Annotated in this window: 21 protein-coding genes and 12 pseudogenes; 16 read left to right on the top strand and 17 right to left on the bottom strand. The window is 38.8% G+C overall.

The window, feature by feature from the left end:
* The gene (locus tag AYJ55_RS31050; protein WP_187153318.1) at positions 1–141 is read right to left on the bottom strand and encodes a hypothetical protein; all 141 of its coding nucleotides are present in this window, start codon (positions 139–141) and stop codon (positions 1–3) included.
* 114 nt (positions 142–255) lie between these two features.
* Here AYJ55_RS31050 and trfA point away from each other — a divergent pair, with 114 nt between their 5' ends.
* The 3 genes from trfA to AYJ55_RS26925 all read left to right on the top strand — a co-directional run bounded on the left by trfA (position 256) and on the right by AYJ55_RS26925 (position 1,402).
* Complete coding sequence (gene trfA, locus AYJ55_RS18235) at positions 256–720, top strand: plasmid replication initiator TrfA (protein WP_063657526.1); 465 nt, start codon at positions 256–258, stop codon at positions 718–720.
* A 242-nt stretch (positions 721–962) separates the two neighbouring features.
* Positions 963–1,346, top strand: a complete 384-nt coding sequence (locus tag AYJ55_RS18245) for a hypothetical protein (protein WP_063657528.1) — start codon at positions 963–965, stop codon at positions 1,344–1,346.
* Positions 1,334–1,402: a hypothetical protein gene (locus AYJ55_RS26925; protein WP_245677443.1), complete on the top strand. Its 69-nt coding sequence runs from the start codon at positions 1,334–1,336 to the stop codon at positions 1,400–1,402. The genes AYJ55_RS18245 and AYJ55_RS26925 overlap by 13 nt, the downstream gene beginning before the upstream one ends.
* A gap of 173 nt (positions 1,403–1,575) precedes the next feature.
* Here AYJ55_RS26925 and AYJ55_RS26930 read toward each other — a convergent pair.
* A pseudogene (locus AYJ55_RS26930) lies at positions 1,576–1,935 on the bottom strand (transposase); the annotation flags it as partial.
* Positions 1,936–2,484: 549 nt separating this feature from the next.
* On the opposite strand from AYJ55_RS26930, the gene AYJ55_RS18255 reads away from it, so the two are divergent.
* From AYJ55_RS18255 to AYJ55_RS18270, 5 genes and pseudogenes are all read left to right on the top strand, one after another.
* Positions 2,485–3,384: a transposase family protein gene (locus AYJ55_RS18255; protein ID WP_063657529.1), complete on the top strand. Its 900-nt coding sequence runs from the start codon at positions 2,485–2,487 to the stop codon at positions 3,382–3,384.
* A 102-nt stretch (positions 3,385–3,486) separates the two neighbouring features.
* Positions 3,487–3,603 (top strand): annotated as a pseudogene (locus tag AYJ55_RS36670) (transposase); the annotation flags it as partial.
* 33 nt (positions 3,604–3,636) lie between these two features.
* On the top strand, positions 3,637–4,002 hold the full coding sequence (locus AYJ55_RS18260; RefSeq protein WP_063655295.1) for an IS630 transposase-related protein: 366 nt from the start codon (positions 3,637–3,639) through the stop codon (positions 4,000–4,002).
* On the top strand, positions 3,971–4,459 hold the full coding sequence (locus tag AYJ55_RS18265; protein ID WP_063653499.1) for an IS630 family transposase: 489 nt from the start codon (positions 3,971–3,973) through the stop codon (positions 4,457–4,459). Before AYJ55_RS18260 ends, AYJ55_RS18265 begins: the two co-directional genes overlap by 32 nt.
* A gap of 2,340 nt (positions 4,460–6,799) precedes the next feature.
* The gene (locus AYJ55_RS18270) at positions 6,800–7,597 is read left to right on the top strand and encodes an F-box protein (RefSeq protein WP_162505707.1); all 798 of its coding nucleotides are present in this window, start codon (positions 6,800–6,802) and stop codon (positions 7,595–7,597) included.
* Positions 7,598–7,649: 52 nt separating this feature from the next.
* Here AYJ55_RS18270 and AYJ55_RS18275 read toward each other — a convergent pair.
* A pseudogene (locus AYJ55_RS18275) lies at positions 7,650–8,836 on the bottom strand (IS256 family transposase).
* 145 nt (positions 8,837–8,981) lie between these two features.
* Complete coding sequence (locus tag AYJ55_RS31055; RefSeq protein ID WP_187153319.1) at positions 8,982–9,158, bottom strand: hypothetical protein; 177 nt, start codon at positions 9,156–9,158, stop codon at positions 8,982–8,984.
* Here AYJ55_RS31055 and AYJ55_RS18280 point away from each other — a divergent pair.
* A pseudogene (locus AYJ55_RS18280) lies at positions 9,110–9,694 on the top strand (integrase core domain-containing protein); the annotation flags it as partial. The gene AYJ55_RS31055 and the pseudogene AYJ55_RS18280 sit on opposite strands and share 49 nt — an antisense overlap.
* A gap of 55 nt (positions 9,695–9,749) precedes the next feature.
* Here AYJ55_RS18280 and AYJ55_RS33635 read toward each other — a convergent pair.
* Positions 9,750–10,018, bottom strand: a pseudogene (locus tag AYJ55_RS33635) (transposase); the annotation flags it as partial.
* 118 nt (positions 10,019–10,136) lie between these two features.
* On the opposite strand from AYJ55_RS33635, the gene AYJ55_RS18285 reads away from it, so the two are divergent.
* From AYJ55_RS18285 to AYJ55_RS18295, 3 genes and pseudogenes are all read left to right on the top strand, one after another.
* Positions 10,137–10,481, top strand: a complete 345-nt coding sequence (locus tag AYJ55_RS18285) for a UvrD-helicase domain-containing protein (protein ID WP_063657532.1) — start codon at positions 10,137–10,139, stop codon at positions 10,479–10,481.
* Entirely contained in the window at positions 10,482–11,114 is a 633-nt protein-coding gene (locus AYJ55_RS18290; RefSeq protein ID WP_063657533.1) for a 3'-5' exonuclease, read from the top strand.
* 208 nt (positions 11,115–11,322) lie between these two features.
* A pseudogene (locus AYJ55_RS18295) lies at positions 11,323–12,286 on the top strand (Rpn family recombination-promoting nuclease/putative transposase).
* A gap of 80 nt (positions 12,287–12,366) precedes the next feature.
* Here the strand turns inward: AYJ55_RS18295 and AYJ55_RS29685 are convergent.
* Together AYJ55_RS29685 and AYJ55_RS34795 are read right to left on the bottom strand one after the other, a co-directional pair.
* A complete protein-coding gene (locus tag AYJ55_RS29685; RefSeq protein ID WP_162505671.1) occupies positions 12,367–12,561 on the bottom strand; it encodes a hypothetical protein in 195 nt (64 codons plus the stop codon).
* Between the two features lie 61 nt (positions 12,562–12,622).
* Positions 12,623–12,745: a hypothetical protein gene (locus AYJ55_RS34795; protein ID WP_281181181.1), complete on the bottom strand. Its 123-nt coding sequence runs from the start codon at positions 12,743–12,745 to the stop codon at positions 12,623–12,625.
* Between the two features lie 37 nt (positions 12,746–12,782).
* On the opposite strand from AYJ55_RS34795, the gene AYJ55_RS18305 reads away from it, so the two are divergent.
* Complete coding sequence (locus AYJ55_RS18305; protein WP_074168140.1) at positions 12,783–13,172, top strand: transposase family protein; 390 nt, start codon at positions 12,783–12,785, stop codon at positions 13,170–13,172.
* Between the two features lie 51 nt (positions 13,173–13,223).
* Here the strand turns inward: AYJ55_RS18305 and AYJ55_RS33640 are convergent.
* The 5 genes and pseudogenes from AYJ55_RS33640 to AYJ55_RS32175 form a co-directional block, all read right to left on the bottom strand.
* A pseudogene (locus AYJ55_RS33640) lies at positions 13,224–13,387 on the bottom strand (IS3 family transposase); the annotation flags it as partial.
* A gap of 158 nt (positions 13,388–13,545) precedes the next feature.
* Positions 13,546–13,599 (bottom strand): annotated as a pseudogene (locus AYJ55_RS36315) (hypothetical protein); the annotation flags it as partial.
* Positions 13,596–14,006, bottom strand: coding sequence for a transposase family protein (locus AYJ55_RS29695; protein WP_063657535.1), 411 nt, complete (start codon positions 14,004–14,006; stop codon positions 13,596–13,598). The pseudogene AYJ55_RS36315 and the gene AYJ55_RS29695, both read right to left, overlap by 4 nt.
* Positions 14,007–14,057: 51 nt before the next feature.
* Positions 14,058–14,489, bottom strand: a complete 432-nt coding sequence (locus AYJ55_RS32170; protein WP_063653789.1) for a transposase — start codon at positions 14,487–14,489, stop codon at positions 14,058–14,060.
* Positions 14,411–14,878 (bottom strand): IS630 transposase-related protein, encoded by a 468-nt coding sequence (locus AYJ55_RS32175; protein WP_063657536.1) that lies wholly within the window; start codon positions 14,876–14,878, stop codon positions 14,411–14,413. Before AYJ55_RS32175 ends, AYJ55_RS32170 begins: the two co-directional genes overlap by 79 nt.
* A gap of 19 nt (positions 14,879–14,897) precedes the next feature.
* Between AYJ55_RS32175 and AYJ55_RS18325 the strand changes: the two genes are divergently transcribed.
* The 3 genes and pseudogenes from AYJ55_RS18325 to AYJ55_RS18335 all read left to right on the top strand — a co-directional run bounded on the left by AYJ55_RS18325 (position 14,898) and on the right by AYJ55_RS18335 (position 16,799).
* The gene (locus AYJ55_RS18325) at positions 14,898–15,374 is read left to right on the top strand and encodes a transposase family protein (RefSeq protein WP_281181084.1); all 477 of its coding nucleotides are present in this window, start codon (positions 14,898–14,900) and stop codon (positions 15,372–15,374) included.
* Between the two features lie 50 nt (positions 15,375–15,424).
* Positions 15,425–15,592: pseudogene (locus tag AYJ55_RS26965) on the top strand (transposase); the annotation flags it as partial.
* 43 nt (positions 15,593–15,635) lie between these two features.
* Positions 15,636–16,799: pseudogene (locus AYJ55_RS18335) on the top strand (IS3 family transposase).
* A 9-nt stretch (positions 16,800–16,808) separates the two neighbouring features.
* On the opposite strand, the pseudogene AYJ55_RS36320 reads toward AYJ55_RS18335, so the two are convergent.
* The 5 genes and pseudogenes from AYJ55_RS36320 to AYJ55_RS18355 all read right to left on the bottom strand — a co-directional run.
* Positions 16,809–17,123, bottom strand: a pseudogene (locus tag AYJ55_RS36320) (transposase zinc-binding domain-containing protein); the annotation flags it as partial.
* A 126-nt stretch (positions 17,124–17,249) separates the two neighbouring features.
* Positions 17,250–17,624, bottom strand: a pseudogene (locus AYJ55_RS26975) (PfkB family carbohydrate kinase); the annotation flags it as partial.
* On the bottom strand, positions 17,566–17,919 hold the full coding sequence (locus AYJ55_RS34800; protein WP_162505709.1) for a transposase family protein: 354 nt from the start codon (positions 17,917–17,919) through the stop codon (positions 17,566–17,568). The pseudogene AYJ55_RS26975 and the gene AYJ55_RS34800, both read right to left, overlap by 59 nt.
* Entirely contained in the window at positions 17,916–18,254 is a 339-nt protein-coding gene (locus AYJ55_RS34805) for a transposase family protein (RefSeq protein WP_063657537.1), read from the bottom strand. The genes AYJ55_RS34800 and AYJ55_RS34805 overlap by 4 nt, the downstream gene beginning before the upstream one ends.
* Positions 18,255–18,270: 16 nt before the next feature.
* Positions 18,271–18,462 carry a hypothetical protein gene (locus AYJ55_RS18355; RefSeq protein WP_063657538.1) on the bottom strand — a complete coding sequence of 64 codons (192 nt, stop codon included), beginning with the start codon at positions 18,460–18,462 and terminating at the stop codon, positions 18,271–18,273.
* Positions 18,463–19,204: the final 742 nt, after the last annotated feature.

Genomic DNA, 19,204 nt, shown 5'->3' on the forward strand with positions numbered 1-19,204 from the left:
CTACCCGCGCTTGTCGTGAGTGTTAAGTAATTGATTCCATGATGCTTTACTTCTTCCTTCAGCTTTAAGCTCATCGGGAATGGTGAGCGTGTAATAATGTTTTCTCAATAATGCCGTTATCCGATATCGCCATATTGTCATAATGTTTTCGCGATAAAAGCTGATATCCCGCCAGCTGTGGTTGAAAAATGAATATGCGAACGTTGCCAGCCCACGCCGTTAGGTTATACCGTTAGATTTTCTGCTCATAATTTTTTGAAATCTATTGGGCGGAATACAGGAAAAACAGATCATGAATGGTTAAAGTCTGTATTTCAAAGATTGCGCGTCAATGATGTTGAAATTTCAGACGGCAAATATACCTATGCAGGAAGTTTAATATTTGAACAATACCGCGATGAAGAAACTGGAGTAAATTGCCTTGTCTTAAATCCAAAAATTGTCGTCTGTTTTGGAAAAGATCGTTGGACTGGTTTCACAAAAGAAATACGTTTAAAACTAAAAGGAAAATCATTGACGCAATGGTTACATGCTTTTTATAGTAGTCATGCAAAGCCTTTACCTATCAAAATAATTACATTAAAAGAACTTTGTGGCAGTACAACCACAACGAAAGATTTTAAACAGAAAATAAAAAAATCTTTATCTGAATTAGCTTTTGCTACTAATTGGAGTTGTGAAATTGACTCTACGGATAAGGTGATAATTAAGAAAAATTGAAATGAAAATAACGCTCTGTATGCGTGCTGAATACATGCATACAGAGCTAATCCAACAACCTAACGTATCTAGGAGTCGGACTATGAGAAATAGTACGCATATTGCACGCATAATGAAAGCGTGCGACATATCAATCGAGCAGCTTTTGAGCTTTGCTAACACGTCAAAACACCTTACAACCCGTCAGCGTGAGTACCTTCAACGTATCGGAGGTGCGGCATGAAATCCGAAATGCATGAATTTTGTCGACGCGCAACACTGTTCCTTGTGGTTTCGCGGATAGTGAAGGGGAAACTAAGACCAATGCAGACATGACGGAATTACTGGCGTTGAATAAAGATGCGCCTGAAATGGAAGCTTTATTAGAGAAAATCCGCACTGAAAAATCCCCATTTTATGTCATAAGCAATTTGGCGTTTGATTACAAAAAACTGCCGAAACTTTGGCAAATTGATTTTATCCCACTGTTGAGTCAGGAAAATGGCTACTTAGGCACTTTCTTCCACGCACATAAGTTCCTGTTTTTGTCGCTGTTGGAGTATGTGGAGGGTAGGCAGCCTTATGCGGTCACAAGCTTTTCACTGATAAAGAGTGGGAAGTTCTGTTTTTTACAATGCAACGGTTGAGCAGTAAAGAAATAGCTAGACGGTTAAATATTGCTACTGGATGTATAAGAAATTAATACCCGAAATGGTTACTCATTAACCTGCGCCATGATGAAATCCTTTTTATTTTCTTCTAAATTTTGCCAAAATTATGTTGAAGGTTGAGATAAGGAACGGAATAGATGGTTAAAAACCGATTAATTATTAATCAATTTTGAGCAAAAGGATAGCTCTACCCTGTCGTGAGTTTTTATCGCCACCGCAAACAAGCCAGATCATGGTGACGTGCCATAAGTTCTTTACGATTCAATCCAAAATTCATTCCTGCGAAAAGTAATTTTTTCCCACATAAGAGACAAGCAAGTGGATCGACTTTAAAGACGTGTTGATACATGTTTCGCCAGGTGACTTTTTTAGCGGGTTTTTTATCTTGCTGGGCTAAAGGATAAACAACCTCCGTTAACATTTTTCGCATCCGTGCTGATGGACTTAAAAAGCCGTAATAGCGGATCATGAGAAACCATTTTTCTGGCACATGAGACGCAAACCGGGTAATAAATTCATCGGATGTCATGACCAGGTCTTCCTGTTTTTTCGTGCGGTGGCTCTTATAGCGTAACGTGTGTTATCTTCGCCGGAATAATGTTTTAAGCGACTGAGCGAGACAGGGGGTTTCTTTAGATAAAATCCTAGATAAAAGGGTGACATGGGTAATATTGGAAAGAATATCAGAAAGATTAATATTCCACCCGCGCTTGTCGTGAGTGTTAAATAATTGATTTCATGATGCTTTACTTCTTCCTTCAGCTTTAAGCTCATCGGGAATGGTGAGCGTGTAATAATGTTTTCTCAATAATGTCGTTATCGCCACATTAAGCCTGTTGCTCAATAGCAAAATTAATTATGACTTACAAAAAAACCAGCCGATGATGATAAAATCATCAATTTTTGCATTAAAAATAACCTATGTAAGATTAAAAAATAAACTATTTTTGTATTTTTTAGATGTATCTAACTTGTTTTTATTTTAAGCAACTTTATTTCACTATTGAGCAACATGCTTATTTTCATAATAAAATAGTTGCTGAATAGAGACTTGCATTTTTTGTCACGCTATAGACAATAAAAAGAGGTTTAACTTAGAAAATAACGGTTTGAAATGATCAACAAAGAGCGGTTGTTACGAGATAATCGTTTATGTAAAGCAATCATTGGATTATCAGTCGAAGAATTGAAAAATTTAGCCGCTGAATTTTCAGCTTGTTATTTGATTTATCGGAAAAAGAATCGAAAAGATCACGAGCGGCAGATGGGTGCAGGGCGGAAAGGATTTATCCCAACCCCATTAGATAAACTGCTTTTTATTTTATTGTATTTAAAATGTTATCCGACCTATGATTTGCAAGGACTTCTTTTTGGTTTAGATAGAACACGGGTATGTCGCTGGGTAAAAATATTATTGCCGGTTTTAGAGATGACCTTGGGGCGAGAATGTGTTTTGCCCGCTCGTCAAATTCGCTCTGCTGAGGAATTTTTTCGCGCCTTTCCTGGAGTTAAAGACGTCTTTATTGATGGGACAGAGCGACCTGTCCAAAAGCCTAAGAATCTGCGTCGGCGAAAAAAAATGTATTCGGGAAAGAAAAGACAGACCACTCGAAAAGGGCTTATTATGACTGACGAAACGAGGAAAATTGGATTTATCCCCATGATCAAAAATGGGCGCCGTCACGATAAACGCTTACTCGATAAAGTCGATATAATTCGCCATATTCCCCCTGAGGTAACCATCTGGGCCGATACCGGTTTTCAAGGTATAGATAAACAGCATCCTAATACACAAATCCCAAAAAAAGGAACTCGAAAAAGACCTTTATCGCCTGAACAAAAACAAGAAAATAAAATAATCTCGGGCATCCGTATTACGGTTGAACACGCCATCGCGGGTATCAAGCGCCTCGGTTGTATGACCCAAATTTTACGGAATCGTAGACCCTTTATTGATGATACCTTTTTACTCCTTAGTGCCGGTCTTTGGAATTTCCATCTCAGAACAGCCTAAAATTTACTTCAATCAAATAACCCTTACTTCACTATTAAGCAACACACCTTGTAATCAAAATTAAGTCGCCTAGCTATATTAACCATCTGCCGTGACCTCAATATCACCCCAGGCGTTTTCACTGCCATCCATACCTGGGGACAAGACCAAAAATGGCATCCGCATATTCATTTTTCAACCATAGCCGGCGGGGTGACTAAAAAGAATACCTGGCGGGATATCAGCTTTTATCGCGAAAACATTAAGCGTGTTATGAGTTATACAATTGATTTTCGACGTAAAGTAATATCTGTAAGGAAAGCCGAAGGTTTAACAATTCGAGAAACTGCGAAACAATTCCGTATTGGAAAAGCGTCTTTAGTACGTTGGCTTAAACGACCAGAGCCAAAAAATTCAACGCCACGTAAGAGGAAGCTCGATAAAAATGCTTTATCAAAAGATGTGGAACAGTATCCAGATGCTTACCAAAAGGAACGGGCAGAGCGATTCGGTGTTTGTAAAAAGACTATTTGGCAATCCCTTAAAAAGCTGGGATTAACCTATAAAAAAAACTCTATTCCATCCAAAAACCAACGAAAGCGACAGGCTGGCACATCAGCAAAAAAGACAACAGTATGAAAAAAAAGATAAATCTGTTGTTTTTATTGATGAAAGTGGTTTTTCACATGACACTCCACGAACTCACGGCTATTCCCCAAAAGGTCACCGTTGTTTTGGCCTGAAAAACTGGGGTGCTAAGGGAAGAACAAATGTTATTGGCGCTTTATTGGGAACAACCCTTTTTGCTATCGGATTATTTGATTGCAATATTAATCGTGATGTTTTTTATGTTTGGATCACAAAAATATTGCTCCCAGAACTTCCTGAAAATTCTGTTATTTTTATGGACAACGCTAGCTTTCACAAAGGTAAGAATATTGAACAGGCAATTATAAACGCAGGACACCAGATAGAATATTTGCCTGTGTATTCACCAGATTTAAATCCTATAGAACATAAATGGTCTCAAGCTAAACGTAAAAAGATGGAAACAGGATGCACTATCGATGACCTGTTTTTAATACATATGCTGTAATCAAAATTAAGTCGCCTAGCTATATCACATCAGCGGCTAATCGATTCATTTCACCGAGAAGCCAACGGTTGGCGCGAATAATAGGCCAACATTCACAAGGCATGGTAAAAGTGATGTGCTGCCAAGGAACTTCGGGTAACCAAGCTAGCGTATTGTTAATCCATTGTAGGCAAGCTTTGACGCCATAATGTGGGCAGCTCTTCGACTAAATTTAACCCGTTTCTCAGAATTACATTGAGGGTCAGGACAGCGCCAAATTGACCACCCCATAAGCGAAGTGCCGCTTTACCATGGTTTCCATCACAACAGTGCAGACACTATCAGGGGGTTGGCGATTAAGCCAATTGAGCCAGCGTTGACCAAATTGAAAAACATGACTAAAACGCGGTGACATAAAAAGGACCAAAAGATTGAGACAATAGGTATCGGGTTATACCAGTACTAACAAGCAATGACAAGTCGTCGCCATAGGCGACCATCTTGATCGTTTACTTCATCATTCGCATGTACTGCAATTGAGCGGTGAAAGCTATTGATTGGAAGATAAGCGGCGCTCAGGAGCAATAACCGAGTAAAACAGTGGATCAATTTTGATTGATCGTATTTAGCTAAAAAGTGGATCAGTGATCGTTGACACTATGTGACGACAGGCTATTTTTTACCAGCACCCAGACTGGCAAACAGGAAACGGAATTGTTGTCAGAAAGACTGGATAACCTGGAGAAAAAACGAGGGTTACTCAGCTAAACCTAGGGTTAATGTCTCTAAAATTAGGGTGTTAGATGAAAAAACACACTATCTGATGAAAATTTGTATTAGTCTTAACTTAATCTGCAATTCTGATTTAAACACGAGTTTCGCATAGGCATATAAAATTCCAGAGATGGCTTAAAAGCAATGGTTAATTTGCAAGTTACTAAAACGTATAAATTTGTTTAAATTACAATAGGTTGCTTTAAATTTATAAGATTTTGTCTATTTATATATTATGCTGAATTAAACTTGAAAATAGAGCGTTTTTTTATTGCACGAGTTTCGCACAGCATATAAAATTTTCAGAAATGGCTTAAAAGCAATGGTTAATTTGCAAGTTACTAAAACGTATAAATTTGTTTAAATTACAATAGGTTGCTTTAAATTTATAAGATTTTGTCTATTTATATATTATGCTGAATTAAACTTGAAAATAGAGCGTTTTTTTATTGGTGCGAAACGCGTGAGAGTCTTTAGATAACTGGTTGAATTTTTTCATTGAAGTCTTATGATTAATTTGCCATGAATCAATTTTAATAATTAAAACTAAAAAAGTTTTACCTCGACAAATTAGCCAACTTTTGCAGTTGGCTTTTTCTTTTCTGAAATCTGAAAACTCAAAAGCTCCTAAAAAGCATTTTGATCGCGATAAAATTTGGCTTTACCCCCACACACCAAGAACGTTTTTTCCGAGAAAATCGCTTAGAATCGATTATAGAGCGTTTTAGATGGTGTTATGACTATTCTTTCTGTCTTCCTTTAGCACTTCAATGAAGACTTGCTCGAATTCGTCATTTTTGGGTAGGTCTTGATTGAGGATATATTTTCTGACGAAAAAATCGGGTTCAATGCCTAATCGTCTTGAGGCTTCAAAACCTCGCTTGACTGTATTAGCTCATATTTAACCTGACAGTTACCGGTTATTTATACAGTACCTGTCAGGTTAAATTTAATTTAAATCTTTCTCTCTCCAAAGTTGTTTTCCATCGTGTAAAGTTGCCATAGGAGTTCGACCGCAACACATTTTTCCTTGATGTATAAGAAATTAATACCCGAAATGGTTACTCATTAACCTGCGCCATGATGAAATCCTTTTTATTTTCTTCTAAATTTTGCCAAAATTATGTTGAAGGTTGAGATAAGGAACGGAATAGATGGTTAAAAAATGATTAATTATTAATCAATTTTGAACAAAAGGATAGATCTACCCTGTCGTGAGTTTTTATCACCACCGCAAACAAGCCAGATCATGGTGACGTGCCATAAGTTCTTTACGACACGAGTTTCGCACAGGCATATAAAATTCCAGAAATGGCTTAAAAGCAATGGTTAATTTGCAAGTTACTAAAACGTATAAATTTGTTTAAATTACAATAGGTTGCTTTAAATTTATAAGATTTTGTCTATTTATATATTATGCTGAATTAAACTTGAAAATAGAGCGTTTTTTTATTGGTGCGAAACTCGTGAAAAGGAAGGAAAAATACGGTGATATAGGAATGCGTAATTGATGAGTTTTATAAAAAACAATACGCTATCTTATATTAAGTCAATCAATAGAGAATAAAAAAAGGGAAAACTATGTACGTGAACAATTCTAGTCATCGCCTGGTTTCTTATTCAGATTCAGAATCTACCTCATCAAATAATCAAAATAGTCCCTTAGCAAACGTGACCGGTATAAAAAATCTGCCTACCGAGCTGATTGAAAATATCGCCTTTCGTTTAACCGCAAAGGACTATGGTAATTTCCGGCAAGCCTCCAAGGATTTTGCTAGCAAATTAGAAAGTGTAAAGAGCATGGCGGAAGACTATTATAACAATGATTTTTCCTTTACCTGTGAGGGAGAATTAAGAGAAAACAAAAGCAAACTAGTGGCTAATTCTTATGGCCTTTATCGTTGCATTACCGCACAGGCTTCATCACAAACATTAGAAGCTCTCAGCGATCTAAAAAACATTCACTATCATTATCATCACGACAATGTAGCATTGATAAGACAACGCTGTTATTTCATGAAGAACAGGCATAATGCTTTTATTTTCTTGAAAAGATTAGACTCAGTCCCAATATCAACTAGATTTATTTTAATGATTGAGGTGAACGATTTCTATTTTTCATTGCAAATGTTATTTAATAAGGACAAGGATAATCGGGAAGATATCGCCGCGATTTTTAATAAGGCTCATGAACTATTTATATCCGACAAAACAGATAAAGGGTTAATTATTGCCGCAATAATGAGTTCTTTGTATAAATACCTTTCACAGCTGTATGCCGAAAATAAAATAGCTCAATTTTCAGATGAGGTACTTGCCAGCTATCGTGATTCTCACCGTTCTATGTTTTTAACTGGTGATTGCATTAATGATTCACCCCGATGAGCGACGATTAATATTTTCATAGAGGGTGTTCATAATTCTGTGTCAGGGGATTTTATATTTTGATCATACCATCTATGCGCCCTTTAAAATAGATGGACAATTGAGCAATGGTTAACGCCCAGTTACTAATCGGCATAGTCCATTTATTGGATACCGGATTGATGCCAATATAGAGTAATTTTAATAAGCTGTTTTCATTAGGAAAAGCCCCTTTGGTTTTAGTTAATTTCCTAAACTGCCGATGAACCGCCTCTACTGCATTGGTCGTATAAATGGGTTTTTAATGGCTTTAGGGTATCGAAAATAAGCACTGAGCAACTCCCATTTACTTCGCCAGGATTCTAGCACTATCGGGTATTTTTCACCCCATTTCGTTTCCAGTTCATCAAGGGCAAGCTCAGCAGCCGCTTTAGTATCTGCACGATAAACCGGCTTAAAATCAGCCATAAAGGCTTTTTGGTCTTTACTGGTATAACGTAAGCTATTGCGAATTTGATGAACTACGCATAGCTGAGCTTCTGTCTGCGGGAAAATACTGGCTATCGCTTCTGGAAACCCTTTTAATCCGTCAACACAAGCGATTAAAATATCTTGTATACCACGGTTATGTAAGTCAGAACGCTCAGCCAATGATGTGCTCCTTCTGTTTCAGACATATAGAGTCCTAACAATTCCTTATGCCCATCGGTGGTTAGTCCAAGTACCGTGTAGATTGCCTTATTGATATAGTGACCATCATGTTTTACTTGTAATGAATGGCATCGAGCCAGACAAAAGGATAGAGCGCCTCCAGAGGGCGTTGTTGCCAGGCTTTTAATTCAGGGAGTAATTTGTCAGTAATATGCGTAATAGCTCCATCTGATATTTCCAGTCCATATAATTCTGCAACATGTTTTTGAATATCACGATAACTCATGCCTAATGCAAATAACGATAGGATTTTGTTATCAATATCCTCTGATAATTTTGTCTGATTTTTCTTAATGAGCTGAGGCTCAAAAGCACCTGACCTGTCTCTGGGCGTTTTCAGTTCAAATTGACCTGATGTCGATTTAACCGTTTTTCGAGTATAGCCATTTTTACGCGTATCGATTGACGTTGTCGATAGGTAGTGTTCTATTTCTGCCTGCAGGGCAGCTGTTTTATGAGTGGTGTAAGTATTCCATCCGTACCGAGTAAATTTTTACCTGATTGTAATTGCTTCAACGTTTCATCAAAATTAAATGATTGATTTCTCATATTGTCATACCTCTTTTTTTTGAGTTTAAGATATGACACAGATTTTTGAACACTACCAAAGTACCATCTTCGTTTGGAGTAATAGATGCCTGAAATCTATCCTGATAAACAGGATATGCCATTTCCTTAAGTTGGTAAAAAGCTGTCACTTTTTTAATATGGTTTCAGTATCAGGTTCATCATTGCTATGTGTTAATTCATAAATTTTTTCCAGCGCTTCACTTGTATTGGTTCCACAAAACCAATCTTTAATTTTTTCCCATATGCCAACACGAAGCCTGTGGTGAGATTGAAACAGCGCATCCAGGTTATCTGGGTTCACAAGATACTTTTTATGTCGGTCATTTAAAAGGCGTTGGTCGTGTTTATCAACAAACTTACATTAATACTTACAGTAAAGTCGTTCATTGTAAGCTTTACACAACAAAAAGCGCGATAACGGCGGCAGATTTATTAAATGACAAGGTTCTCCCTTTTTATTCCCAGCATGGGTTACCGGTGTTACGTATACTGACGGACAGAGGCAGTGAGTATTGTGGTAAAGTTGAACATCACGATTATCAACTTTATCTCGCTATCAATGATATTGATCATACAAAAACTAAAGCTCGTTCACCTCAAACTAATGGGATTTGTGAACGCTTTCATAAAACTGTATTACAAGAGTTCTATCAGGTGGCTTTTCGTAAGAAAATCTATAGGGCTTTAAATGAATTACAAGCTGATTTAGATAAATGGTTAGCGGAATATAATAACCAACGCACTCATCAAGGAAAAATGTGTTGCGGTCGAACTCCTATGGCAACTTTACACGATGGAAAACAACTTTGGAGAGAGAAAGATTTAAATCAAATTTAACCTGACAGGTACTGTATAAATAACCGGTAACTGTCAGATTAAGTCTGAGCTACCACATGAGCTGAGGCTCAAAAGCACCTGACCTGTCTCTGGGCGTTTTCAGTTCAAATTGACCTGATGTCGATTTAACCGTTTTTCGAGTATAGCCATTTTTACGCGTATCGATTGACGTTGTCGATAGGTAGTGTTCTATTTCTGCCTGCAGGGCAGCTTCGGTCAGCTGTTTTATGAGTGGTGTGAGTGTATTCCATCCGTACCGAGTAAATTTTTACCTGATTGTAATTGCTTCAACGCTTCATCAAAATTAAATGATTGATTTCTCATATGTCATACCTCTTTTTTTGAGTTTAAGATATGACACAGATTTTTGAACACTACCGCTACCAAAGCTTTAGTACTGCTCAGTCAGCCATTATTCGCTACATAACCCACTAGGCATCGGATGATTGACCCTTCTGATAATTTCCCCGTTATTCATGATATGTATTTAAAACGGTACCAACTCTCTCAACCTAACCTTTCCCATCGTTTTGACATTATTTTGTTTGATGAAGCGCAGGACGCTAATCCGGTTACTCACGATATTGTGTTTCGTCAAACCACGAAGTTAGTGATGGTTGGCGATGCCCATCAACAGATTTATCGTTTTCGAGGGGCGTTCGATGTGTTGAATGCACCTTCGCTTACGGATGCTGACCGTCTCTGGTTAACCCATAGATTTCGCTTTGGTGCCTGTGTCGCGGATATGGCTAATGCATTACTGGCCATGAACGATGAAACCCATTAGATGGTTGGCAGAGGTGAAAAAGATGAAATCCTGATTGATATTCCTAAGCAAGACTTTCCTCACCGAGTCATACTCAGTCGAATAATAGCCGGTGTGATTAGAGTAGCATTGGAAGCCAGTAGCAAAAAAGCGACTGTTTACTGGGTCAACGGAATTGATGCTTATCGTATCGATGAATTAATTAACCTTCACTGGTTTTCACTCGGTAAGCGAAAAAAGATGAGTAACCAACGGCTTTACACCGAATATCATGATTATTCGAATTATAAGCGCATGGAGAATGCCAGTGGTGACCAGGAAATGTTGCAATCTATCAAAATCATTGAAAAATTTACGCATTACCAAAAAAAAGTGGATATTTTACGTAAACGAACCGTAGACACTGAAGAGGAAGCCAGTATTATCGTTACAACTGCCCACCGAGCAAAGGGACTGGAGTGGGACATTGTCGAAATCAATAATGATTTTCCGAATAATCTTTTTGACCCTAATATGGACAAAGCAGCCTTTAGAGATGAAGTGAATTTGTTGTATGTTTCAACAACCCGAGCGAAGAAGACACTTATCCTCCATAAATTGTTGGTAAATATTCTGGCCAAAGTTGCTGAGAATGAAAAAACGCCACAAACCTAACTCAGGAATGCCTATAAAACAGCCTGTAATCGATTGTGAGCCATTTTCTTGTGATTAGTCTAAGCTAAAAACGCACCTGAGAAGATAGGGGGCGTTTTTGCATGGCTGGATTATAATGCCGGACACGTAATGAATAAATAGCGTATTTAATATAGCCGGTTTGTTTGCCATAATTCAATCTGATGCTAGCAATCATTGAAGATATCGGATGAGTAAAAAATTTACCCCAACGCCACACGATAGTATATTCAAGCAATTCCTAAGTGAAAAAGAGACGGCAAAAGATTTTTTCGAAATTTGGCTACCCGATGAGATTAAAGCATTGTGTGATTTAGAGAGTCTCAAAATAGAGGCTGGGTCTTTTGTCGATAGCGAAATGAAAAATTACCAGAGTGATATTCTTTACTCAGTCAATACCTTAAAGGGAAGCGGTTATATCTATGTTTTAATTGAAGCACAATCTACGCCAGATAAACTTATCGCTTGGCGATTGATGCGCTACAGTATGGCTGCTATGCACAAGCATCTAGAAGCCGGAAATAAAGAACTGCCGCTCGTTTTTCCTATTTTGTTTTACTCCGGTGAACAAAGCCTCATCCTTATAGCACGAATTGGTTTGACTGTTTTCATGACAGAAAACTGGCCGAGAGTATTTATACAAAACCGTTCCGATTAGCAGATGTCACGACTTTAGATGATGGTGAGATTATGCAACATAAGCGAATGGCTTTGTTGACCCTCATCCAAAAACACATTCGTAGACGAGATATGACGGAGCTTCTGAATGAAATTATTACTCTGTTGTCGTATAATTATTATACTGATAATCAAGTCATTACTCTGTTTAACTATCTCATCCAGGAAGGTAACGCCCAAAAGCCAATGGAATTTATCACCGAGATAGCGAAACAATCAGAAAAACACGAAGGAGCACTTATGACGATTGCTCAACAAATTGAAGAAATTGGCCTTAAAAAAGGCATACAACAAGGTAAAGCCGAAGGCCGTCAAGAAGGCTATCAGCTAGGTAAAAATGATGGTGTTCAGAGGGCGAAAAACAGGCTTCGATGAAGATAGCGCGTCAACTTCTTGAGAAGGGCGTAGAAAGAGATATAGTGAAACTGTCAACAGGTCTTACTGATACTGAAATGAGCAACCTGTTTAAAGATTAAACTATGACGGAACGCAAGAAATTAACTTAAAATCGCCCAAGAAAGGCTTCACAGGAAGAACAGCTCCAAAGTAACTCAGTTTACCGTAAAAAGGTCTTGGTCAATACTGCGCCTAAAAAACAGGCAAAAAAGCCGCATCCTCCCAAAGTAGCAAAACAGCAGCCTAAGAAACCTGTCGTTAAACCTAAACAGGTAGTGAAGGTTAAAATACCTAAACCCACAAACCCGCCTAAAAAGCGATTGCCGTTAGAAGCAGCAATCTTACAGATAACCACTTTTTGGCCTAATTTATTTTCTGAAAATCAATTGAGACCGATGAAAATTGGTATACAACAATTAAGCCAACGTACTAAAGACGCTTTTCCAATACGGAATTGTTTCGCAGTTTCTCGAATTGTTAAACCTTCGGCTTTCCTTTACAGATATTACTTTACGTCGAAAATCAATTGTATAACTCATAACACACCTTGTAATCAAAATTAAGTCGCCTAGCTATATGACTGACGAAACGAGGAAAATTGGATTTATCCCCATGATCAAAAATGGGCGCCGTCACGATAAACGCTTACTCGATAAAGTCGATATAATTCGCCATATTCCCCCTGAGGTAACCATCTGGGCCGATACCGGTTTTCAAGGTATAGATAAACAGCATCCTAATACACAAATCCCAAAAAAAGGAACTCGAAAAAGACCTTTATCGCCTGAACAAAAACAAGAAAATAAAATAATCTCGGGCATCCGTATTACGGTTGAACACGCCATCGCGGGTATCAAGCGCCTCGGTTGTATGACCCAAATTTTACGGAATCGTAAACCCTTTATTGATGATACCTTTTTACTCCTTAGTGCCGGTCTTTGGAATTTCCATCTCAGAACAGCCTAAAATTTACTTCAATCACCGAAATACCCTTATTTCACTATTAAGCAACACGCTTAAAGTTTTCACCGGATAAAGCACTCTTAGCTTTTCAACTACCGAAAATTTTTCAGTGAGTCGGACATTAAGAGCGCAGTAGCCTTTTTTAAGATGTCATTCTCCATTTCCAGCCGGTGGATTTTTTTCTTCATTTCTCTGAACTCAATTTGTTCAGGTGTTAATAAGCGTGTTGCTTAATAGTGAAATAAGGGTATTTCGGTGATTGAAGTAAATTTTAGGCTGTTCTGAGATGGAAATTCCAAAGACCGGCACTAAGGAGTAAAAAGGTATCATCAATAAAGGGTTTACGATTCCGTAAAATTTGGGTCATACAACCGAGGCGCTTGATACCCGCGATGGCGTGTTCAACCGTAATACGGATGCCCGAGATTATTTTATTTTCTTGTTTTTGTTCAGGCGATAAAGGTCTTTTTCGAGTTCCTTTTTTGGGATTTGTGTATTAGGATGCTGTTTATCTATACCTTGAAAACCGGTATCGGCCCAGATGGTTACCTCAGGGGGAATATGGCGAATTATATCGACTTTATCGAGTAAGCGTTTATCGTGACGGCGCCCATTTTTGATCATGGGGATAAATCCAATTTTCCTCGTTTCGTCAGTCATAATAAGCCCTTTTCGAGTGGTCTGTCTTTTCTTTCCCGAATACATTTTTTTTCGCCGACGCAGATTCTTAGGCTTTTGGACAGGTCGCTCTGTCCCATCAATAAAGACGTCTTTAACTCCAGGAAAGGCGCGAAAAAATTCCTCAGCAGAGCGAATTTGACGAGCGGCAAAACACATTCGCGCCCCAAGGTCATCTCTAAAACCTATAGCTAGGCGACTTAATTTTGATTACAGCATATGTATTAAAAACAGGTCATCGATAGTGCATCCTGTTTCCATCTTTTTACGTTTAGCTTGAGACCATTTATGTTCTATAGGATTTAAATCTGGTGAATACACAGGCAAATATTCTATCTGGTGTCCTGCGTTTATAATTGCCTGTTCAATATTCTTACCTTTGTGAAAGCTAGCGTTGTCCATAAAAATAACAGAATTTTCAGGAAGTTCTGGGAGCAATATTTTTGTGATCCAAACATAAAAAACATCACGATTAATATTGCAATCAAATAATCCGATAGCAAAAAGGGTTGTTCCCAATAAAGCGCCAATAACATTTGTTCTTCCCTTAGCACCCCAGTTTTTCAGGCCAAAACAACGGTGACCTTTTGGGGAATAGCCGTGAGTTCGTGGAGTGTCATGTGAAAAACCACTTTCATCAATAAAAACAACAGATTTATCTTTTTTTCATACTGTTGTCTTTTTTGCTGATGTGCCAGCCTGTCGCTTTCGTTGGTTTTTGGATGGAATAGAGTTTTTTTATAGGTTAATCCCAGCTTTTTAAGGGATTGCCAAATAGTCTTTTTACAAACACCGAATCGCTCTGCCCGTTCCTTTTGGTAAGCATCTGGATACTGTTCCACATCTTTTGCTAAAGCATTTTTATCGAGCTTCCTCTTACGTGGCGTTGAATTTTTTGGCTCTGGTCGTTTAAGCCAACGTACTAAAGACGCTTTTCCAATACGGAATTGTTTCGCAGTTTCTCGAATTGTTAAACCTTCGGCTTTCCTTACAGATATTACTTTACGTCGAAAATCAATTGTATAACTCATAACACACCTTGTAATCAAAATTAAGTCGTCTAGCTATAAGAATCTGCGTCGGCGAAAAAAAATGTATTCGGGAAAGAAAAGACAGACCACTCGAAAAGGGCTTATTATGACTGACGAAACGAGGAAAATTGGATTTATCCCCATGATCAAAAATGGGCGCCGTCACGATAAACGCTTACTCGATAAAGTCGATATAATTCGCCATATTCCCCCTGAGGTAACCATCTGGGCCGATACCGGTTTTCAAGGTATAGATAAACAGCATCCTAATACACAAATCCCAAAAAAAGGAACTCGAAAAAGACCTTTATCGCCTGAACAAAAACAAGAAAATAAAATAATCTCGGGCATCCGTATTACGGTTGAACACGCCATCGCGGGTATCAAGCGCCTCGGTTGTATGACCCAAATTTTACGGAATCGTAGACCCTTTATTGATGATACCTTTTTACTCCTTAGTGCCGGTCTTTGGAATTTCCATCTCAGAACAGCCTAAAATTTACTTCAATCACCGAAATACCCTTATTTCACTATTAAGCAACACGCTTAAAGAAACCCCCTGTCTCGCTCAGTCGCTTAAAACATTATTCCGGCGAAGATAACATCACGTTACGCTATAAGAGCCACCGCACGAAAAAACAGGAAGACCTGGTCATGACATCCGATGAATTTATTACCCAGTTTTGTAGTGGCATACTAAATTTGGCCACCTAAGTTGAGGTGATATGCTTACCTCATAATTTTTATAGGTGCCGAAATGAGTAAAATAATTACTGCTGAATTTAAATGTGAAACCGCCAAATTAGTCCTTGACCAAAATTACACCTACCAGGAAGCCGCGAAAGGCATGAACGTCAGTCTTTCAGCGATTAGCCGGTGGGTAAGAGCCCTTCGTTTAGAACGTCAAGGGAAAACATCGCCTGGTCTGCCATTAACACCTGAACAAATTGAGTTCAGAGAAATGAAGAAAAAAATCCACCGGCTGGAAATGGAGAATGACATCTTAAAAAAGGCTACTGCGCTCTTAATGTCCGACTCACTGAAAAATTTTCGGTAGTTGAAAAGCTAAGAGTGCTTTATCCGGTGAAAACTTTGTGTCGTATTTTTAATGTTCACCGAAGCAGTTATCGCTATTGGTGTCGGCCTAAGGAGCCAGATATTGAGCGGACGATAAAACGTAGCCTAGTCAGCGAAGCGTGGAACGTTAGTGGCGGCTCTGCTGGCGCAAGGACTATCGCCACGATGGTTACCAATACACACAACGTGAAACTTGGGCGGTGGTTAGCGGGTAAGTTGATGAAAGAATTAATCATCGTCAGTTGCCAAGAGCGAAAACATAAATACAACCGCGGTGGAAATGAACGTATTGATATTCCAAATCTGCTCAATAGGCAGTTCGCTGTTACAAAGCCTGACCAGGTTTGGTGCGGCGATGTAACCTATATTTGGACAGGCTCACGATGGGCCTATCTGGCTGTGGTATTGGATTTGTTTGCCCGAAAACCGGTGGGCTGGGCAATGTCATTTGCACCAACTCAGAATTAACCGCCAAAGCACTACAAATGGCTTGGGAACTACGTGGGCATCCCAAACAGGTGATGTTCCATAGTGATCAGGAAGTCATTATACCAGTCGTCAGTATAGGCAGGCATTGTGGCGTTATCAGATGACCCAAAGTATCAGTCGCAGAGGGAATTGTTGGGATAATAGTCCGATGGAACGATTCTTCCGTAGTCTGAAGACCGAATGGGTGCCAACGACTGGCTACCAAAGCTTTAGTACTGCTCAGTCAGCCATTATTCGCTACATAACCCACTACTATAGCGATATAAGACCTCACTGGTATAACGGTGGATTAACGCCAAACGAATCAGAGCGACTGTTCCGTGAACAGTCAGGTAGGGTGGCCAATTTTAGTTGACCACTACAAAAGGAGATGAGGCATGGTGAAAGTAATATGTTGCCAGTCGCAATCAGGCAAAATATGAACCTGCTGTGCTAACCACAGCTCTGTGGCTTTGAAGCCGCATGAGCTGCAGGCTTTGATTTACAGCTCTGGCAGAAAAACGGCTGTGGGAGCATTCAGGCGAAGCGCAACAATAGCATGGAACAAGTGTCGCAGGCAAGCATACGCTCGACAGATAGACGGGTTCACGAACTGACGCTGTCTACCGTGTTTTTCGAGGAACTTATTCCAGCCGTCATTGATGGTGAAAAGCAGTTTAGCAGGACGCGGGATATATATTTGAGTAAATTACCCTATGGGTATTTTTTCGCAGAGTATAAAATAGTACTCAGCTTATTAACATCCCCGAAGCAGCGTAGCTGCGCCGCTCACGCGGAGCGTGCTACGTTCAGCAAAATGCTGTCAATCCTGTTTGTTGACTTCAAAACCGGAAAAATTAAAATCACTAACTACACTATTTTTTTCTGTCAATTTGACGTTAATTCGAGTTCTACCCTCGATGACATGAAAACGATTTATGATCCCGCGCTCCTTGAAATCCTGTTGGAAACCGGTTAAATTTTCTTTCCCTAAAAAACCACCAACAGTGACATTAATGTTTAGATTTTTTAATGTATTAGCAACATTAATGCCTTTACCTGTTGGATATAATCCATGGGTTTTAACTAAAAGCGTGTTGCTTAATAGTGAAATAAGGGTATTTCGGTGATTGAAGTAAATTTTAGGCTGTTCTGAGATGGAAATTCCAAAGACCGGCACTAAGGAGTAAAAAGGTATCATCAATAAAGGGTCTACGATTCCGTAAAATTTGGGTCATACAACCGAGGCGCTTGATACCCGCGATGGCGTGTTCAACCGTAATACGGATGCCCGAGATTATTTTATTTTCTTGTTTTTGTTCAGGCGATAAAGGTCTTTTTCGAGTTCCTTTTTTTGGGATTTGTGTATTAGGATGCTGTTTATCTATACCTTGAAAACCGGTATCGGCCCAGATGGTTACCTCAGGGGGAATATGGCGAATTATATCGACTTTATCGAGTAAGCGTTTATCGTGACGGCGCCCATTTTTGATCATGGGGATAAATCCAATTTCCTCGTTTCGTCAGTCATAATAAGCCCTTTTCGAGTGGTCTGTCTTTTCTTTCCCGAATACATTTTTTTTCGCCGACGCAGATTCTTAGGCTTTTGGACAGGTCGCTCTGTCCCATCAATAAAGACGTCTTTAACTCCAGGAAAGGCGCGAAAAAATTCCTCAGCAGAGCGAATTTGACGAGCGGGCAAAACACATTCTCGCCCCAAGGTCATCTCTAAAACCGGCAATAATATTTTTACCCAGCGACATACCCGTGTTCTATCTAAACCAAAAAGAAGTCCTTGCAAATCATAGGTCGGATAACATTTTAAATACAATAAAATAAAAAGCAGTTTATCTAATGGGTTGGGATAAATCCTTTCTGCCCTGCACCATTTGCCGCTCGTGATCTTTTCGATTCTTTTTCCGATAAATCAAATAACAAGCTGAAAATTCAGCGGCTAAATTTTTCAATTCTTCGACTGATAATCCAATGATTGCTTTACATAAACGATTATCTCGTAACAACCGCTCTTTGTTGATCATTTCAAACCGTTATTTTCTAAGTTAAACCTTTTTATTGTCTATAGCGTGACAAAAAATGCAAGTCTCTATTCAGCAACTATTTTAAGTTGACGGCACCTTTTTCAATATTGTCTAACATACCGACTATAGCTAGGCGACTTAATTTTGATTACAAGGTGTTTATGAGTTATACAATTGATTTTCGACGTAAAGTAATATCTGTAAGGAAAGCCGAAGGTTTAACAATCGAGAAACTGCGAAACAATTCCGTATTGAAAAGCGTCTTTAGTACGTTGGCTTAAACGACCAGAGCCAAAAAATTCAACGCCACGTAAGAGGAAGCTCGATAAAAATGCTTTAGCAAAAGATGTGGAACAGTATCCAGATGCTTACCAAAAGGAACGGCAGAGCGATTCGGTGTTTGTAAAAAGACTATTAGGCAAACCCTTAAAAAGCTGGGATTAACCTATAAAAAAAACTCTATTCCATCCAAAAACCAACGAAAGCGATAGGCTGGCACATCAGCAAAAAAGACAACAGTATGAAAAAAAAGATAAATCTGTTGTTTTTATTGATGAAAGTGGTTTTTCACATGACACTCCACGAACTCACGGCTATTCCCCAAAAGGTCACCGTTGTTTTGGCCTGAAAAACTGGGGGTGCTAAGGGAAGAACAAATGTTATTGGCGCTTTATTGGGAACAACCCTTTTTGCTATCGGATTATTTGATTGCAATATTAATCGTGATGTTTTTATGTTTGGA

This window comes from Candidatus Arsenophonus triatominarum, from assembly GCF_001640365.1.
Classification (GTDB): Bacteria; Pseudomonadota; Gammaproteobacteria; order Enterobacterales; family Enterobacteriaceae; genus Arsenophonus; species Arsenophonus triatominarum.

Coding starts and splice junctions, on each gene's coding strand:
- AYJ55_RS31050 (WP_187153318.1), bottom strand. CDS start 141: ATGACAATATGGCGATATCGGATAACGGCATTATTGAGAAAACATTAT.
- AYJ55_RS18255 (WP_063657529.1), top strand. CDS start 2,485: ATGATCAACAAAGAGCGGTTGTTACGAGATAATCGTTTATGTAAAGCA.
- AYJ55_RS18260 (WP_063655295.1), top strand. CDS start 3,637: ATGAGTTATACAATTGATTTTCGACGTAAAGTAATATCTGTAAGGAAA.
- AYJ55_RS18285 (WP_063657532.1), top strand. CDS start 10,137: ATGATTGACCCTTCTGATAATTTCCCCGTTATTCATGATATGTATTTA.
- AYJ55_RS18290 (WP_063657533.1), top strand. CDS start 10,482: ATGGTTGGCAGAGGTGAAAAAGATGAAATCCTGATTGATATTCCTAAG.
- AYJ55_RS34795 (WP_281181181.1), bottom strand. CDS start 12,745: ATGAGTTATACAATTGATTTTCGACGTAAAGTAATATCTGTAAAGGAA.
- AYJ55_RS18305 (WP_074168140.1), top strand. CDS start 12,783: ATGACTGACGAAACGAGGAAAATTGGATTTATCCCCATGATCAAAAAT.
- AYJ55_RS29695 (WP_063657535.1), bottom strand. CDS start 14,006: ATGTGTTTTGCCGCTCGTCAAATTCGCTCTGCTGAGGAATTTTTTCGC.
- AYJ55_RS32175 (WP_063657536.1), bottom strand. CDS start 14,878: ATGAGTTATACAATTGATTTTCGACGTAAAGTAATATCTGTAAGGAAA.
- AYJ55_RS34800 (WP_162505709.1), bottom strand. CDS start 17,919: ATGATCAAAAATGGGCGCCGTCACGATAAACGCTTACTCGATAAAGTC.
- AYJ55_RS18355 (WP_063657538.1), bottom strand. CDS start 18,462: ATGATCAACAAAGAGCGGTTGTTACGAGATAATCGTTTATGTAAAGCA.